This is a genomic window from Streptomyces sp. NPDC051217 (genome assembly GCF_044455465.1).
Classification (GTDB): Bacteria; Actinomycetota; Actinomycetes; order Streptomycetales; family Streptomycetaceae; genus Streptomyces.
The window spans coordinates 317,578-334,990 of sequence record NZ_JBITEV010000004.1; the positions used below are offsets into that span (position 1 = coordinate 317,578).

General features: G+C 71.3%; 10 protein-coding genes and 1 pseudogene. 10 read left to right on the plus strand and 1 reads right to left on the minus strand.

Annotated elements, in window-relative coordinates; all coding sequences use genetic code 11:
* The first annotated feature begins 59 nt into the window (after nt 1–59).
* Nucleotides 60–4,727: an amino acid adenylation domain-containing protein gene (locus ACIBBB_RS12695; protein ID WP_398981045.1), complete on the plus strand. Its 4,668-nt coding sequence runs from the start codon at nt 60–62 to the stop codon at nt 4,725–4,727.
* Here ACIBBB_RS12695 and ACIBBB_RS12700 read toward each other — a convergent pair.
* Nucleotides 4,675–5,637: a carbohydrate kinase gene (locus ACIBBB_RS12700; protein ID WP_398981046.1), complete on the minus strand. Its 963-nt coding sequence runs from the start codon at nt 5,635–5,637 to the stop codon at nt 4,675–4,677. The genes ACIBBB_RS12695 and ACIBBB_RS12700 overlap by 53 nt on opposite strands.
* A gap of 136 nt (nt 5,638–5,773) precedes the next feature.
* Between ACIBBB_RS12700 and ACIBBB_RS12705 the strand changes: the two genes are divergently transcribed.
* The 9 genes and pseudogenes from ACIBBB_RS12705 (at nt 5,774) to tpiA (ending at nt 17,373) form a co-directional block, all read left to right on the plus strand.
* Nucleotides 5,774–6,202, plus strand: coding sequence for a Rieske (2Fe-2S) protein (locus ACIBBB_RS12705; protein ID WP_398981047.1), 429 nt, complete (start codon nt 5,774–5,776; stop codon nt 6,200–6,202).
* Nucleotides 6,203–6,287: 85 nt separating this feature from the next.
* Entirely contained in the window at nt 6,288–8,399 is a 2,112-nt protein-coding gene (gene uvrC, locus ACIBBB_RS12710; RefSeq protein ID WP_398981048.1) for an excinuclease ABC subunit UvrC, read from the plus strand.
* Nucleotides 8,392–9,414 carry an RNase adapter RapZ gene (gene rapZ / locus ACIBBB_RS12715; protein WP_398981049.1) on the plus strand — a complete coding sequence of 341 codons (1,023 nt, stop codon included), beginning with the start codon at nt 8,392–8,394 and terminating at the stop codon, nt 9,412–9,414. The genes uvrC and rapZ overlap by 8 nt, the downstream gene beginning before the upstream one ends.
* On the plus strand, nt 9,411–10,445 hold the full coding sequence (gene yvcK, locus ACIBBB_RS12720) for a uridine diphosphate-N-acetylglucosamine-binding protein YvcK (RefSeq protein ID WP_398981050.1): 1,035 nt from the start codon (nt 9,411–9,413) through the stop codon (nt 10,443–10,445). The genes rapZ and yvcK overlap by 4 nt, the downstream gene beginning before the upstream one ends.
* Nucleotides 10,436–11,425, plus strand: a complete 990-nt coding sequence (gene whiA, locus ACIBBB_RS12725; RefSeq protein ID WP_023542507.1) for a DNA-binding protein WhiA — start codon at nt 10,436–10,438, stop codon at nt 11,423–11,425. The genes yvcK and whiA overlap by 10 nt, the downstream gene beginning before the upstream one ends.
* A 236-nt stretch (nt 11,426–11,661) precedes the next feature.
* Nucleotides 11,662–13,857, plus strand: a pseudogene (locus ACIBBB_RS12730) (M14 family metallopeptidase); the annotation flags it as partial.
* Nucleotides 13,858–14,190: 333 nt separating this feature from the next.
* On the plus strand, nt 14,191–15,195 hold the full coding sequence (gene gap, locus ACIBBB_RS12735; RefSeq protein ID WP_398981051.1) for a type I glyceraldehyde-3-phosphate dehydrogenase: 1,005 nt from the start codon (nt 14,191–14,193) through the stop codon (nt 15,193–15,195).
* 158 nt (nt 15,196–15,353) lie between these two features.
* The gene (locus tag ACIBBB_RS12740; protein ID WP_398981052.1) at nt 15,354–16,565 is read left to right on the plus strand and encodes a phosphoglycerate kinase; all 1,212 of its coding nucleotides are present in this window, start codon (nt 15,354–15,356) and stop codon (nt 16,563–16,565) included.
* A gap of 7 nt (nt 16,566–16,572) precedes the next feature.
* Nucleotides 16,573–17,373 carry a triose-phosphate isomerase gene (gene tpiA, locus ACIBBB_RS12745; protein ID WP_398981053.1) on the plus strand — a complete coding sequence of 267 codons (801 nt, stop codon included), beginning with the start codon at nt 16,573–16,575 and terminating at the stop codon, nt 17,371–17,373.
* The last annotated feature ends 40 nt before the right edge of the window (nt 17,374–17,413 follow it).

Genomic DNA, 17,413 nt, shown 5'->3' on the forward strand with positions numbered 1-17,413 from the left:
CCTCGTCCGCCACCCCCCAGAGGTCCGTCCCAGTCGTTCGCACCACGAAGCGAGAAGCGATGGAACCGCGTACCTACCCGATGTCGTTCGAGCAGGAGTCGATCTGGCTCAACGACCAGTATCAGCAGGGCACCTCGCGCTATCTGGAGTCGTGGGTCCACCGGCTGCGCGGAGCCCTCGACATCGTTGCCGTCGAAGCCGCGCTGACCGGCATCGTGGCCCGGCACGAGGCGCTGCGCAGTCGGCTGGTGCTGGTGGACGGCGCTCCCCGGCAGATCGTCGTCCCGCCGGCGCGGGTGCCGGTCGACGTGCGGCGGATCAGGGCGGACGAGCGGGAAACGGCGCTCAGGGACGCCGTCACCCGGCAGTTGGACCTCGCCGAACCCCCGCTGCTGAATGCCACGCTCCTGGTGATCGGTGACAGCGACAGCGACGGCGGCGGCGGCGACGACGCTTCCGAGCCGGGCCCGGGCGCCGAGCAGGAGTCGGTGCTCGCCGTCGCGATCCACCACGCCGTGATCGACGGCTGGTGCTTCAGCCTCCTGGACGAGGAGTTCGGCGAGCTGTACCGCGCCGAGGTGGAGCACCGGGCACCCCGGCTGCCCGAACTGCCCGTCCAGTCGGGGCCGTACGCCGAGCACCAGCGGAGCACCGGCGGCGAGGACCGCGCGCGGCTGGTCGAGCACTGGCGGGCCGAACTCGCCGGGGCCCCCGACGAGTCGTCCTTCCCGGCCGACCGCCCGCGCCCGCCCGCTCTCAGCCACCACGGCGGCCAGGTCGAGTTCGCCGTCGACGCCGCCACGGGAGCGGGGATACGCCGCCTCGCCGCCCGGCTGCGGACGACACGTTTCGTGGTGCTGGCCGCCGCGCTGACCGCGCTGATCGGCCGCCACACCGGCCAGGACGACCTCGTCATCGGTACGCCGGTGTCGCGCCGGGACGAGCCGGAGACCGAGGACCTCATCGCCTGCCTCACCGATGTGCTGCCGCTGCGCGCACGGCCGCGCCACGACCGGTCGTTCACGGAGCTGGTCCAGGAGATGAAGCATCAGGTCAGATCGGCCGTCCGGCACAAGGACGTGCCCTACAGCCATCTCGTGCGCGAGCTGGGTGTCGAGCGCACACTGAGCCGATTTCCGCTCTTCCAGGTGGTGTTCGCGGTCGACGACGCGCCCCCGTCGGCGCTGTCCCTGCCCGGCGTCGACGCCGAGCGCTTCCAGGTGCACGGCGGGACGGCCAAGTACGACGTGTTCCTGCACCTGATGCCCGACGGGGAGGGGTATCGCGGGCTGTGGGAGTACTCCGCCGACCTCTTCGACCGCGCGACGGCCGAGCGGCTGGCGGCCCGGTTCCGTACGTTCGTCGCCGACGCCGTCGCCCGGCCGGAGACCACGCTCCAGGACCTGGCGGTCATGCCGGCCGACGAGGAGCGGCGGGTGCTCACCGAGTGGGCCCACGGCGCGCCGCCGCCCCCCGGAGTACCGCTCGTGCACGAGGCGTTCGCGCGCTCGGCCCGGCGGACACCGGACGCCCCCGCCGTCGTCGCACACGGGTGGGCCTTGTCGTACGCGGAGCTGGACGCGGCCGCCGACCGGGTCGCCGCGCTGCTCGTCGCGCGGGGCGCCGTACGCCGCCCCGTCGGCGTCTGCCTGGACCGGACGGCGGACCTGCCGGTGGCCGTCCTCGGGGTGCTGAAGGCGGGCGGCAGCTGTGTGCCGGTCGACCCGGACCATCCGGCGGAGCGGATCGCGTTCACGGTGCGGGACAGCGGGATCGGCGTCCTGCTCACCCAGCGCGAATGCCGGCCGGCCGAACTGCCCGCCGATGTGGAGGCGGTGCTCCTCGACGAGCTGCCGGAGGTCCCGGTACAGGGCGATCGGGTCGCCCCCGTCGTCCCGGTGGCTCCCGACGACCTGGTGTACGTCATCTACACCTCGGGTTCGACGGGCCTGCCCAAGGGCGTCGCCATGGAACACGGCCCCCTCGCCAATCTGATCGAGTGGCAGCGCCGCAGGTCGGCCTCCGGGCCGGGCACCGGTGAGGGGGCGCGGACGCTTCAGTTCGCGCCCCTCGGCTTCGATGTCGCGTTCCAGGAGATCTTCGCGACCTGGGCGGCGGGCGGGGCGCTCGTCCTCGTGGCCGAAGAGGTCCGCAGAGATCCGCACCAACTGCTCGACCTGATCGCGTCGGAGCGGATCGAGCGGCTGTTCCTGCCGTTCGTCGCGTTGCAGCAACTGGCGGAGTACGCGTGCGCGACCGGCCGTCGCTGCGGATCTCTCAAGGAGGTCCTCACAGCGGGTGAACAGCTCCATGTCACCCCCGCCCTGCGCCAGTTCTTCGGCTCGCTCACCCCGGCCGCGCTGGAGAATCAGTACGGCCCCTCCGAGACCCACGTCGTGACGGCGGAGCGGCTGGGCCCCGACCCGGCCGCCTGGCCCGATCTGCCGAGCATCGGGCGCCCCGTCGACGGCGCGGCGGTCGCGCTGCTGGACGAGCGGCTGCGGCCGGTGCCGGCGGGCGCCGTGGGGGAGATCTGCGTCGGGGGACCGGTGGTCGCGCGCGGCTATGTGGGTCGCCCCGAGCTGACCGCGGAGAGGTTCGTGTCCGGCGACATCCCCGGCACCGGCGCGAGTGGCGGCAGCCGGTTCTACCGCACGGGCGACCTGGCCCGGCTGCTGCCCGACGGACGGATCCAGTACGTGGGCCGGGGTGACGGCCAGGTCAAGATCCGGGGTCACCGGGTGGAGACCGGCGAGGTGGAGGCAGCCGTACGCGCCCAGCCCGGGGTGGCCGACGCGGCTGTCGTGGCCCAGGACCTCGGCCCGGGGGCCGGGAAGCGGCTCCTCGCGTACTTCATCACCGGTGACCCGGCGGCGGCCGGCCCGGAGGAGATGCGGCGGGCACTGCGCGCCCGGCTGCCCGAACCGCTCGTCCCGGCGCGCTGCATACCGGTCGACCGCTTCCCGCTCACCCCGAGCGGCAAGGTCGACCGCGCCGTGCTCGCCGAGAGGACCGGTCACGGCGGGAGCGACACCTCGGAGGCCGGCTCCGCGCCCCGTACCGCCACCCAGGAACGGATCGCGCACCTGTGGTCGGCGCTGCTCGGCCTCGGCACCATCGGCGTGCACGACGACTTCTTCGCGCTCGGCGGCGACTCCCTGCTGGCGACCCGGCTCGTCCTCGCGCTCCGGGAGGAGCTGGCGGTACAGGTGCCGCTTCGCTCGGTCTTCGCCTCACCGACCGTCGCGGGCCTCGCCGTACTGGTGGACGAAGCCGAAGCCAGGGCGCGGGACGAGCGGCCCCCGGCCGCGGGCGCATCCTCTGTAGGAGGCGAGGGCCCTCCCGACCTCGGCGACGACCTCCGGCTCGCCCCCGACATCGTCGCCGCGGCCGAAGTCCGCACCGTCGTCCCCGACCCGGAACACATCCTCCTCACCGGGGCCACCGGTTTCCTCGGTGCCTTCCTGCTGAGGGAGCTGCTGCGACGGACCGACGCCACCGTCCACTGTCTGGTGCGCGGCGGCGATCAGCCGAGCGCCGAGAAACGACTGTGCTCGGTCATCGATTCGTACGGCCTCAACGACCCGTCCAGCGAGCACCGCGTCTCGGTGATCCCGGGCGACCTGGCCCGGCCCAAGCTTGGCCTCTCGGCGGCCGACTTCGACCGGCTCGCCCGCACCGTCGACGTCGTCTACCACGCCGGGGCAGCCGTCAACCTGGTCTTCTCCTACGATCAGTTGAGAGCCGCCAACGTGCACGGCACGCAGGAGATCCTGCGGCTCGCCGCCCTGCACCGCACCGTGCCCGTCCACCACATCTCCACCGTCGGGGTGTACGGGGGCGGCGCGGCCGGCAGCGCGGACGGCGCCGGTGAGAGCCCCGTACGCGGCGTCCGGTCCATCCGGCCCGAGGACCCGACCGGACCGCTCGCCGCGCTCGAACACGGCTACACACAGAGCAAATGGGCGGCCGAACAACTCCTGGAGGCCGCGCGCGACCGGGGGCTGCCCGTCTCCGTCTACCGGCCCACCCGGATCACCGGCGAGTCGGCCACCGGCGTCTGCCAGACGGGCGACTTCATGTGGCTGCTGCTGAAGGGGTGCGTGCAGGCGGGTGTCGCCCCGACGGGGGTCGACACGGCCTTCGACCTTGTGCCGGTGGACTACGTCAGCGCCGCCGTGGTGGCACTCTCCCGGCAACCCCGGTCGGCGGGGCGGACGTTCCATCTCGCGGGGGAGCGCCCGCTGCGTATGGACACCGCCGTCACGCGCCTGCGCGTACTCGGCCACGCCGTCGAGGACGTACCGCCCGCCGACTGGCTGGCCGCCACCGAGGCGGATCCCGGCAACGCGGCCTTCCCGCTCCTCGCGGCCATGACCGCCGAGACGCGCGGAGGGGGATCGGAGGGGAGCGCGCTCTTCGACGCGCGGGACACCCGGCGTGCGCTGGCGGGCACCGGGATTGTCTGCCGCGACATCGACGAAGAGCTCTTTCGTACGTACGTCGACTACTTCACCCGCACGGGCTTCCTGCCGCCACCGGCGCCCTCCCGGGCGACCCCAGCCGGTCCCGCCGCCGGTCCGGGCCCGCTCGCGTCCCCGTCCCCGGCCCCGGCACCTTCGTCGGTTCCGAGGTCGCAGCCGCAGCCGAAGCCCCGGTCGACTCCGTCTCCCCCTACACCACCTCGGCCTCATAAGGAGGTTCCGCGCCGGTGCGGGAGCAGGTGACGGCGGCGGCCCGCGCGGCGAAGCCGAGGATCTCGCGCCACTGCCCCGCGTCGAGCGCGTCGACCGCCTCCTCCGACAGGACGCCGTAGGCGCCCAACTGGTGAAGCAGCGCGGCGTTCACGGTGTCGCCGGCGCCGATCGTGTCCACGACGTCCACCGGGGCGGCCGGTACGGAGACCTCCACCCCGGCCCGCGTCCGTACGCTCAGCCCGTCGGAGCCGCGCGTGAGCACCACGGCCGCGGGGCCGCTCGGCACGCCCCCCAGCCAGCGCGCGTCCTCCTCGGAGAGCTTCAGGAGCGACAGGTACGGCAGCCACCCCGCGAAGCGCGCGCGATAGGCACCGGCGTCCGGGATCAGCCGCGGCCGGATGTTCGGGTCGAGCAGCGTGAAGACCCCCCGGTCCGCCTCACGGCGCAGCAGGGCCTCGTACGCGCTCGCGCCCGGTTCGAGCACGAGCGAGCAGGTGCCCAGGGCGAGCGCCCGTGCCGACGGCGGCAGTTGGGGCGGCAGCTCGAACAGCCGGTCGGCGGTGCCCTGCGTGTAGAAGCCGTAGCGGGCCGAACCGTCGCTTCCTACGGAGGGGACAGCGAGCGTCGTCGGTTCGGGGCCCCGCTGTACGAGGGAGGTGCCGACGCGAGCCGACCGCAGACCGTCCAGCAGGGCCGCGCCGAAACCGTCCGTGGAGACGCGTGAGCAGAAGGCGGTCGGCGTGCCGAGCCGGCCGAGGGCGACGGCGGTGTTGTACGGGCCGCCGCCGAGCCGGGGCAGTAAAGGGGGCAACGACGGCAGCGGGCCACCGGGCACACCGCCCACGCCACCACCGGCCCCACCGCCGGACTCGCCCGCCCGGCCGTCGGCGGCCGGCTGCGGGACCAGGTCGATCAGTGCCTCTCCGGCGACGACGATCACGCCGCCGAACGTAACCCATCGTCCCCACGCGCGACAGCGTGTGCGCGGCCGGCCGGCCACGATGCCCCCGGCGGGCGCCCGGATCGCCGCGGGTAGGGTCGGGACCAGCGCCAGCCTTCTGACCAGTGGAGACACCATGCCCGCCCGGCCCACCCCCCGTCGTACCGTCCTGAAGGGGGTCGCACTCGCCGGAGCGGCCGGTGCCGGTGTGGCCGCCTGTTCCACCGAGTCGAAGCTCGGTCACGCGCAGGAGCCGACCCCGACCGCCCCGGTCGACCTCGGCGCCGCCGACGCGGTACCGGTCGGCGGCGCGAAGCTCTACCGGGAGGAGCGTCTGGTGGTGAGCTGTCCCGCCGAGGGCCAGTACAGGGCCTTCAGCGCGCAGTGCACCCACGCGGGCTGTGTGCTGGAGAAACTGGAGGGCACCGAGGGCAACTGCCCCTGCCACGGAAGCCGGTTCGACGTCACGACGGGCAAGGCGACGAAGGGCCCGGCCACGGTGCCGCTCCCCGAGGTCCCGATCAGCGCGAAGGACGGCAGGCTCGTCGCGGGCCCGGACGCCTGAGCGCCCCCACGCAAGCCGCCACGACACCCCCTCCGCCCCACCCGGCGCGGCCACACTGTCGGTGCCCGCAAGTAGGGTGGAAGACATGGCCGACCCCTCCAGCTACCGCCCCAAGCCGGGACAGATCCCCGACTCCCCGGGGGTCTACAGGTTCCGTGACGATCACCGCCGGGTGATCTATGTCGGCAAGGCCAAGAGCCTGCGCCCCCGGCTCTCCAGCTACTTCCAGGACCTGGCGAATCTTCACCCGCGCACCCGCACGATGGTCACCACGGCAGCCTCCGTCGAGTGGACGGTCGTCTCCACCGAGGTCGAGGCACTCCAGCTGGAGTACTCGTGGATCAAGGAGTACGACCCCCGGTTCAACGTCAAGTACCGCGACGACAAGAGCTATCCGTATCTCGCGGTCACGCTGAACGAGGAATTCCCGCGCGTGCAGGTCATGCGCGGCGCCAAGAAGAAGGGCGTGCGCTACTTCGGTCCTTACGGCCACGCCTGGGCCATCCGCGAGACCGTCGACCTGATGCTCCGGGTCTTTCCCGTACGCACCTGTTCCGCCGGGGTGTTCAAGAACGCCGAGCGCACCGGACGGCCCTGTCTCCTCGGCTACATCGGCAAGTGCTCGGCGCCCTGCGTCGGCCGTGTCACCCCTGAGGAGCACCGCCAACTGGCAGACGAGTTCTGCGACTTCATGGCCGGCCGCACCGGCGCGTACATCCGCCGGCTGGAGCAGCGGATGGCGATCGCCGCCGAGGACATGGAGTACGAGAAGGCGGGACGGCTGCGCGACGACATAGGGGCGCTGCGCCGGGCGATGGAGAAGAACGCCGTCGTCCTCGCCGACGCCACCGACGCCGACCTGATCGCCGTCGCCGAGGACGAACTGGAAGCGGCCGTACAGATCTTCCATGTCCGCGGCGGACGTGTCCGGGGCCAGCGCGGCTGGGTGACGGACAAGGTCGAGGAGGTCGACACGGCGGGCCTGGTCGAGCACGCGCTCCAGCAGCTGTACGGCGAGGAGATCGGCGACTCGGTTCCCAAGGAGGTCCTTGTCCCGGCCCTGCCGGAGGACCAGCGGGAGACCGACGCGCTCTCCCAGTGGCTGAGCGAGCGCCGGGGCTCGCATGTCTCGCTGCGGATCCCGCAGCGCGGTGACAAGAAGGACCTGATGGCGACGGTGGGGCGCAACGCCCAGCAGTCGCTCGTCCTGCACAAGACGAAGCGGGCCAGCGATCTGACGACGCGCTCGCGGGCCCTGGAGGAGATCGCGCAGGCGCTCGGGCTGGACAGTGTGCCGCTGCGTATCGAGTGCTTCGACATCTCTCACCTCCAGGGTGACGACGTCGTCGCCTCGATGGTCGTCTTCGAGGACGGCCTCGCCCGCAAGAGTGAGTACCGCCGCTTCCAGATCAAGGGCTTCGAGGGCCAGGACGACGTCCGTTCCATGCACGAGGTGATCGGCCGGCGCTTCAAGCGCTACCTCGCCGAGAAGGAGCGGACGGGGGAGTGGACTCAGGAGGAGGGCGCCGACGCACAGGACCAGGCCGTCCAGGACCCGAACGCCCAGGATCCGACCTCTCAGGACCAGACCGCCCGGCAGCAACCGGCCGCCCCGGGCGAGGACGGGCACAACGGCCACTCCGGACCGTCGTCTCCCAAGGAGGAGGACGGCAGGCCCAAGCGCTTCGCGTACCCGCCCCAGCTCGTCGTCGTCGACGGCGGACAGCCCCAGGTGGCCGCCGCCAAGCGGGCCATGGACGAGCTGGGCATCGACGACGTCGCCGTCTGCGGCCTCGCCAAACGCCTCGAAGAGGTCTGGGTGCCCGATGACGACGACCCCGTGGTGCTGCCCCGCTCCAGCGAAGGGCTGTACCTTCTCCAGCGCGTACGTGACGAGGCCCACCGCTTCGCCATCACCTATCAGCGGGCCAAGCGGGCCAAACGCATCCGCACCAGCCCCCTGGACGACGTCCCCGGCCTCGGCGAGACCCGGAAACAGGCACTCATCAAGCATTTCGGCTCGGTGAAGAAGCTCCGGCAGGCCACAATCGAGCAGATCTGTGAGGTGCCGGGGCTCGGCCGCAAGACGGCCGAGTCCGTGGCCGTGGCCCTCGCCCAGGCGGCACCGGCCGCGCCCGCTGTGAACACGGCAACAGGAGAGATCATGGAAGACGACGGGGGCAGCACGCATGACTGAGCAAGACCGGGACGGAGTGGCAGACGTGAGTACGGGTGAACCCAAGGAGAGCGCGGAGGGGGCAGCACAGGAAGCGGGCGGGGAGACCACCGAGGAGAACGCGGGGGAGCCCGCCGAAGGGACCGACGGCTCCGGGGAGCCCGTCCCCGAGCCCGCCATCCCCGAGCTGGTGATCATCTCCGGCATGTCGGGCGCGGGCCGCAGCACGGCCGCCAAGTGTCTTGAGGACCTCGGCTGGTTCGTCGTGGACAACCTGCCGCCCGCACTGATCCCCACCATGGTGGAGCTCGGCGCCCGCTCGCAGGGCAACGTCGCCCGGATCGCCGTGGTCGTCGACGTCCGGGGGCGCCGCTTCTTCGACAATCTGCGCGAATCGCTCGCCGACCTCGACGCCAAGCAGGTCACCCGGCGGATCGTGTTCCTTGAGTCCTCCGACGAGGCACTGGTCCGCCGCTTCGAGTCCGTACGCCGTCCGCACCCCCTCCAGGGCGACGGCCGGATCGTGGACGGCATCGAGGCCGAGCGTGACCTGCTGCGCGAGCTGCGCGGCGACGCCGACCTGGTGATCGACACCTCCAGCCTCAACGTCCACGAGCTGCGGGCCAAGATGGACGCCCAGTTCGCGGGCGACGAGGAGCCCGAGCTGCGGGCCACCGTCATGTCGTTCGGCTACAAGTACGGCCTGCCGGTCGACGCCGACCTCGTGGTCGACTGCCGCTTCCTGCCGAACCCGCACTGGGTCCCCGAGCTGCGCCCCTTCACCGGCCTCAACGAGGAGGTGTCCGGCTATGTCTTCAACCAGCCGGGTGCGAAGGAGTTCCTGGACCGCTACACGGAGCTGCTGGAGCTGATCGCCGGCGGCTACCGCCGTGAGGGCAAGCGCTATGTGACCGTCGCCGTCGGCTGCACCGGCGGCAAGCACCGCTCCGTCGCCATGTCGGAGAAGCTGGGCGCCCGGCTGGCCGCCGAGGGAATCGAGACCGTGGTCGTCCACCGGGACCTGGGGCGCGAGTGACCGGACGTAACTTCCGGCTGCGGCGGCTGCGCAGGGACACGCCCGCGCTGGCCGGCCGGGGCCGTGGCGCCCAGCCCAAGGTCGTCGCGCTCGGCGGCGGCATGGGGCTGTCCGCCTCCCTGACGGCGCTACGCCGGATCACCGGCGATCTCACGGCGGTCGTCACGGTCGCCGACGACGGCGGTTCCAGCGGCCGGCTCCGCGAGGAGCTCGGCGTGCTCCCGCCCGGTGATCTGCGCAAGGCGCTGGCGGCGCTGTGCGGCGACGACGACTGGGGCCAGACGTGGGCCCGCGTCATCCAGCACCGCTTCCAGTCCAAGGGCGACCTGCACGAACACGCGGTCGGCAATCTGCTGATCGTCGCCCTGTGGGAACAGCTCGGTGACCATGTCCTGGCCCTGGACCTGGTCGGCAAGCTCCTCGGCGCCCACGGCAGGGTGCTGCCGATGTCCGCGGTGCCGCTGGAGCTCCAGGCGCTCGTACGGGGCCACGACCCGGACCACCCGGACGAGATCGACACCGTACGGGGACAGGCCACGGTCGCCCTGACGCGAGGCGAGGTGCAGTCCGTGCACCTGGTGCCGAACGACCCGCCGGCGGTCCCCGAGGCCGTCGCCGCCGTCCTCGACGCCGACTGGGTGGTGCTCGGCCCCGGTTCCTGGTTCTCCTCCGTGATCCCCCATCTGCTCGTGCCCGAGCTGCTCGACGCGCTCGTGGAGACGAAGGCCCGCCGGGTCCTCTCGCTGAACCTCGCGCCGCAACCCGGTGAAACAGATGGCTTCTCACCGCAGCGTCATTTGGAGGTTTTGGGACGACACGCCCCTAAACTCGCCCTGGACGTGGTGCTGGCCGACGAGGCCGCCGTGCCCGACAGCGAATCACTCTCCGACGCCGCGATGCGGCTCGGTGCCGCGGTCGAGCTGGCTCCCGTGGCCCGACCCGATGGACTTCCGAAGCACGACCCGGAACTGTTGGCCGCCGCGTACGACCGTATTTTTCGGATGCATGGAAGGATCGGCCCATGGCGATGACGGCAGCGGTGAAGGACGAGATCGCCCGGCTTCCCGTCACCCGTACGTGCTGCAGGAAGGCCGAAGTCTCGGCGATTCTCCGGTTCGCGGGTGGTCTCCATCTGGTGAGCGGACGCATTGTGATCGAGGCGGAGCTGGACACCAGCATCGCCGCGCGCCGGCTCCGCAAGGACATCCTGGAGATCTTCGGGCACAACTCCGAACTGGTGGTGATGGCCCCCGGCGGACTGCGCCGCGGCAGCCGCTACGTCGTACGGGTGATTACCGGCGGTGACCAGCTGGCCCGTCAGACGGGCCTGGTGGACGGCCGTGGCCGGCCGATCCGCGGACTGCCTCCCCAGGTGGTCTCCGGCGCGACCTGTGACGCCGAGGCGGCCTGGCGGGGCGCGTTCCTCGCGCACGGTTCGCTCACCGAGCCGGGGCGCTCCTCCTCGCTGGAGGTGACCTGCCCGGGGCCCGAGGCGGCCCTCGCGCTCGTCGGCGCGGCCCGCAGGCTGCAGATCCCGTCCAAGGCGCGTGAGGTACGTGGCGTGGACCGGGTCGTCGTACGGGACGGGGACGCGATCGGGGCGCTGCTGACGCGGCTCGGGGCGCACGAGTCGGTGCTGGCGTGGGAGGAGCGGCGGATGCGCCGTGAGGTCCGCGCGACGGCCAACCGCCTGGCCAACTTCGACGACGCGAATCTGCGCCGTTCGGCTCGCGCGGCCGTGGCGGCCGGGGCCCGGGTGCAGCGTGCGCTGGAGATCCTGGGCGAGGAGGTGCCCGAGCACCTCGCCGCCGCCGGCCGGCTGCGCATGGAGCACAAGCAGGCGTCGCTGGAGGAGCTGGGCGCGCTCGCCGATCCGGCGCTCACCAAGGACGCGGTGGCGGGCCGGATCCGCAGGCTGCTGGCGATGGCGGACAAGAAGGCGCAGGACCTGGGCATTCCGGGGACGGAGTCGACGCTGTCGGAGGAGATGGCTGACGGCCTCGTCGGCTGAGTTCCCGCCGAACGAGAGATCGCGACGATCGAGGGATCGCGCCGAACGAGAGAACGCGCCGCGTCGGCCGGAGTGCGCCGGCCGGGAACGCGACCCCAACGTGCCGCTGCCGGTACCCCACGGGGACCGACAGCGGCATTTTGCATGTCCTTGATGCGCCCTTGACATGGCCATGCGGGTTGGCGAGCCTGTCGGCGTCCCGTCACGCCTGTGGCGGACCACAGCAAGGGGGGCACATGAGACGCGGAGCGAGAACGATCCTCGCGGCGGGCGCACTGTTGCTGAGCGGAATCACGGCGGCACCCGGCGCCCAGGCCGACACCGCCACCGAAAGGTCCTCGGCCGCGGCCGAGGACACCCTGAAGGTCTTCGACGCGGAGGTCACCGCCGAGCAGGTGCCACTGCTCCTCGCGGCCGGCCAGGACGCCCACGAACTGGGCGAGTCGGTGCCGAAGGGCGGTACGGCGAAGGTCGAGCTGTTCCTCACGGACGACCAGGCGCGCGACCTTCAGGCCCAGGGCGTCGACGTCACCGAGCGGAAGATCTCCGCGAAAACGGAATCCCGGCTGAAGGCGGCCGGGGACGGGGTGTACCGCCCGTACAGCGGTCCCGGCGGTCTCCAGGAGGAGATAACCGAGGCCGGCGCGGCCAACCCCGGCCTCACCAAGGTCGTCTCCATCGGCAAGACCATCCAGGGCAAGGACATCCTCGCCCTCAAGCTCACCAAGGGCGCGGACAGGACCAGGGACGGCGCCAAGCCCTCCGTGCTCTACATGTCCAACCAGCACGCGCGGGAGTGGATCACCCCCGAGATGACGCGGCGGCTGATGCACCACTATCTGGACAGCTACGGCACGGACCCGAGGATCACGAAGATCGTCGACTCCACCGAGCTGTGGTTCGTCCTCTCGGCCAATCCCGACGGCTACGACTGGACCCACGCCGCCGACGCCAACCGCCTCTGGCGCAAGAACCTCCGCGACGTCAACGGCGACGGCGCCATCAGCCGCGGCGACGGCATCGACCTGAACCGTAACTTCACCTACAAGTGGGGCTACGACAACGAGGGTTCGTCCCCGCAGTCCACCGGCGAGACCTACCGGGGCGCGTCACCCGGCTCCGAGCCCGAGACCCAGGCGATCGACCGCCTCCAGAAGCGCATCGGGTTCGACTACGGCATCAACTACCACTCCGCCGCGGAACTGCTCCTCTACGGCGTGGGCTGGCAGGTCGCCACCCCGACCCCCGACGACATCCTCTACCGCTCGCTCGCCGGCACCCCCGAGAACTCCGCGGTCCCCGGCTACTACCCGCAGGTCTCCTCCGAGCTGTACACCACCAACGGCGAGGCCGACGGACACGGCGCGAACGTCAACGGGATCATGATGTTCACCCCGGAGATGACCACCTGCGAGACCGTGTCCGACAGCATCCCCGACGACGCCTGGGAGGCGGACGACTGCCGCTCCGGCTTCAACTTCCCCGACGACGAGAAGCTGATCCAGGCGGAGTTCGCCAAGAACATCCCCTTCGCGCTCTCCGTCGCCGAGACCGCCGCCCACCCCGACCAGCCGTCCTCCCCGGTCGGTCTGAGCGCCCCCGACTTCACCCCCGACACCTTCGCCGCCTCCTCCGCGCGCGGAGCGGACCAGGAGGTGGCCGTCACCGCCCGCAAGTCGGTGCGTGACAAGGAGCTGAACTACCGGATCAACGGCGGCCGGACGCACGACGAGGACCTGCGGGCCTGGAAGGGCGGCGAGACCTACGGCGGCGAGGACAACCTCCACTTCGACGAATACCGCGCCGAGGTCGAGGACGCCGACCCGGGCGACCGCGTAGAGGTCTGGCTCACCGGCCGTACGAAGAGCGGCAAGCGCACCACCAGCGACCGCTTCACCTACACCGTCACCGAGCGCCCCAGGGCCGACACTCTCGTGATCGCCGACGAGGGCGCGCCCGCGCAGTACGCGCAGGCTTACGTCGACGCGCTGCGGGCCAACGGCCGTACCGCCGTCGTCTGGGACGTGGCCACGCAGGGCGCACCGCACCCCCTGGGCGTCCTCAGCCACTTCTCCACCGTCGTCCACCACACCGGCGCCGTCACCTCGGACGGCGATACGCAGATCTCCGTACGCGACTACCTCAACGAGGGCGGCAAGCTGATCGAGGCGGGCGAGCGGACCGGCGGGAACACGCAGGTCGGACGCACGCAGACGAACGACTTCAGCCAGTACTACCTCGGTGCGTACGGGCGTTCCTCCACGGCGGGCGCCACCGGCTTCACCGGGGCCGGCGCGCTCCTCGGAACGTCGGGACCGCTCGGCGCCGCGCCCGGCAACCCGCTGGACCAGGCGGGCACGTACACGGTCACCTCCTCCGTCCTCGCCCCGGACCTCTTCCCGCGGTTCACCAGCGCGGCGGCGGGGACGTACGACGTCGGCACCGGCGCGGCGGCGGTGACCACGAGGGACACCGTCCTGCTCGGCTTCGGGCTGGAGCAGGTCACGGACCCGGAGCGGCGCGCGGAGCTGCTCGGGAAGGCGCTGCGGGCCCTGCGGCGCTGACCGCGGCGGCGCCACCGGCGCGGCGTCAACCCCGCGGCGGCGTCCCGTACCCCTACCGGGCGGTACGGGGCGCCGCCGGTCCGGGCCCCCCGGTCGGTGTCACCGTGGCGCCTGGGGAGAGGTAGGGTCATAACTGGTCGGGGACATCCCATACGCACTCGCCGGCGTCGAAACCCGGCGTACCAACGAGGAGATCGGTTCGTGACGATCCGCGTAGGCATCAACGGCTTTGGCCGCATCGGTCGTAGCTACTTCCGCGCGCTGCTGGAGCAGGGTGCGGACATCGAGATCGTGGCTGTCAACGACCTGGGTGACACCGCGACCACCGCTCATCTGCTGAAGTACGACACGATCATGGGCCGCCTCAAGGCAGAGGTGAGCAACACCGCCGACACGATCACGGTCGACGGCAGGACGTTCAAGGTGCTCTCCGAGCGCAACCCGGCCGACATCCCCTGGGGTGAGCTGGGCGTCGACATCGTCATCGAGTCGACCGGCATCTTCACCAAGAAGGCCGACGCCGAGAAGCACATCGCGGGCGGCGCCAAGAAGGTCCTCATCTCGGCTCCTGCCAAGGACGAGGACATCACCATCGTGATGGGCGTCAACCAGGACAAGTACGACGCGGCCAACCACCACGTCATCTCCAACGCCTCCTGCACCACCAACTGTGTGGCGCCGATGGCCAAGGTTCTCCTGGAGAACTTCGGCATCGTCAAGGGCATGATGACGACGGTCCACGCGTACACCAACGACCAGCGCATCCTGGACTTCCCGCACAAGGACCTGCGCCGCGCCCGTGCCGCCGCCGAGAACATCATTCCGACCACGACGGGTGCCGCCAAGGCGACCGCCCTGGTCATCCCGGAGCTGGAGGGCAAGCTCGACGGCATCGCGATGCGCGTCCCGGTCCCGACGGGCTCCGTCACCGACCTGGTCGTCGAGCTGGAGCGCGAGGTGACCAAGGACGAGGTCAACGCCGCGTTCCAGAAGGCCGCCGAGGGTCAGCTGAAGGGCCTCCTGGACTACACCGAGGACCCGATCGTCTCCTCGGACATCGTGAACTGGCCGGCCTCCTGCACCTTCGACTCCTCCCTGACCATGGTCCAGGGCAAGAGCGTGAAGGTCATCGGCTGGTACGACAACGAGTGGGGCTACTCCAACCGGCTGGTCGACCTGACCACCTTCATCGGCGGCCAGCTCTGACAGCGGTCCGGTAGGCACCCCCCGATGTGAACGACAGGGCTCGTGCGGCGCGACGTGGCGCTGACCGGGCCCTGTCGTCTGTGTGCTGTCTGTGCTCGCTCTTCTGTGTGCTCGCGACGTCGCGGGACGTGGAGCCGCTCTCAAGGAGTCACTGATACATGAAGACGATCGACGAACTTCTCGACGAAGGGGTCGCCGGCAAGCGCGTCTTCGTCCGGGCCGACCTCAATGTGCCGCTCGACGGCACCACCATCACGGACGACGGCCGGATCCGCGCCGTGCGGCCGACCGTCGCCAGGCTCGCCGAGGCCGGCGCCCGGGTGATCGTGGCATCGCACCTGGGCCGCCCGAAGGGCGCGCCCGACCCCGTCTTCTCGCTGGCCCCCGCCGCCGCGCGGCTCGGTGAACTCCTCGGCGCCGACGTCGCGTTCGCGACCGACACCGTGGGCGACTCCGCGAAGGCCGTCGTCGGTGGTCTCAAGGACGGACAGGTCGCCGTTCTGGAGAACCTCCGCTTCAACGCCGGTGAGACGGCGAAGGACGACGCCGAGCGCGGCGCCTTCGCCGACCGGCTCGCCGGGCTCGCCGACCTCTACGTGGGCGACGGCTTCGGCGCCGTACACCGCAAGCACGCCTCGGTCTACGACCTGCCGGCCCGGCTGCCGCACGCGGCGGGCGGTCTGATCGCCACCGAGGTCGGTGTGCTCAAGAAGCTCACCGACGACGTCGAGCGGCCGTACGCGGTCGTCCTCGGCGGCGCCAAGGTCTCCGACAAGCTCGGCGTCATCGACCATCTGCTGGAGAAGGCCGACCGCATCCTGATCGGTGGCGGCATGGCGTACACCTTCCTCAAGGCCCAGGGCCACGAGGTCGGCGCCTCGCTGCTCCAGGAGGACCAGATCCCGGCCGTCCAGGAGTATCTGAAGCGCGCCGACGAGCGGGGCGTGGAGTTCGTCCTGCCCATCGACGTCCTGGTCGCGCCGTCCTTCCCCGACCTGAAGACGAAGGCGCCGGCCAACCCGACAACCGTCCCCGTCGACGCCATCCCCTCGGACCAGATGGGTCTGGACAGCGGTCCGGAGACCAACCGGCTGTACGCGTCGAAGCTCGCCGACGCGACGACCGTCTTCTGGAACGGCCCCATGGGAGTCTTCGAGCACCCCGACTACGCCGAGGGCACCCGGGCCGTCGCCCAGGCCCTGATCGACTCCGACGCCTTCACGGTCGTCGGCGGTGGCGACTCGGCCGCCGCCGTCCGGATCCTCGGTTTCGACGAAAACGCATTCGGCCACATTTCGACCGGTGGCGGCGCCAGCCTCGAATACCTCGAGGGCAAGACGCTTCCCGGCCTCGCCGCACTGGAGGACTGACCTACTGATGGCAGCTGCAACCCCGACCGAGAAGACCGCCCGTACCCCGCTGATGGCGGGCAACTGGAAGATGAACCTCAACCACCTCGAGGCCATCGCGCACGTCCAGAAGCTCGCCTTCGCCCTGACCGACAAGGACCACGACGCGGTCGAGACGGCCGTCCTGGTGCCTTTCACGGACCTGCGGTCCGTGCAGACGCTGGTCGACGGCGACAAGCTCAAGATCAAGTACGGCGCCCAGGACATCTCCTCGCACGACTCCGGCGCGTACACCGGCGAGGTCTCCGGGCCGATGCTGGCCAAGCTGAAGTGCATGTACGTGGCCGTCGGCCACAGCGAGCGCCGTCAGTACCACGCCGAGACCGACGAGATCTGCAACGCCAAGGTGCGGGCCGCCTTCAAGCACGGGCTGACCCCGATCCTCTGCATCGGCGAGGGGCTGGACGTCCGCAAGGCCGGCGAGCAGGTCCCGTACACGCTGGCGCAGCTCGACGGCGGCCTCAAGGACATCCCGGCCGACCAGGCCGAGGCCGTCGTGATCGCGTACGAGCCGGTGTGGGCCATCGGTACCGGCGAGGTCGCCACCCCCGAGGACGCGCAGGAGGTCTGCGGAGCGATCCGGGGACGGCTCGCGGAGCTGTACTCGCAGGAGCTGGCCGACCAGGTCCGTATTCAGTACGGCGGCTCGGTGAAGGCCGGGAATGTCGCCGCGATCATGGCGCAGCCGGATGTGGACGGCGCCCTTGTCGGCGGTGCGGCGCTGGACGCCGAGGAGTTCGTCAAGATCGTCAGGTTCCGCGACCAGTAAGTATGCGAGGGCGCGGATCCGTCGTACCCTGACGGGGGCC

What these genes read in the sequence shown, in the direction of transcription:
- ACIBBB_RS12695 (WP_398981045.1), top strand. Translation starts at nt 60, where the DNA reads ATGGAACCGCGTACCTACCCGATGTCGTTCGAGCAGGAGTCGATCTGG.
- ACIBBB_RS12705 (WP_398981047.1), top strand. Translation starts at nt 5,774, where the DNA reads ATGCCCGCCCGGCCCACCCCCCGTCGTACCGTCCTGAAGGGGGTCGCA.
- uvrC (WP_398981048.1), top strand. Translation starts at nt 6,288, where the DNA reads ATGGCCGACCCCTCCAGCTACCGCCCCAAGCCGGGACAGATCCCCGAC.
- rapZ (WP_398981049.1), top strand. Translation starts at nt 8,392, where the DNA reads ATGACTGAGCAAGACCGGGACGGAGTGGCAGACGTGAGTACGGGTGAA.
- whiA (WP_023542507.1), top strand. Translation starts at nt 10,436, where the DNA reads ATGGCGATGACGGCAGCGGTGAAGGACGAGATCGCCCGGCTTCCCGTC.
- ACIBBB_RS12740 (WP_398981052.1), top strand. Translation starts at nt 15,354, where the DNA reads ATGAAGACGATCGACGAACTTCTCGACGAAGGGGTCGCCGGCAAGCGC.
- tpiA (WP_398981053.1), top strand. Translation starts at nt 16,573, where the DNA reads ATGGCAGCTGCAACCCCGACCGAGAAGACCGCCCGTACCCCGCTGATG.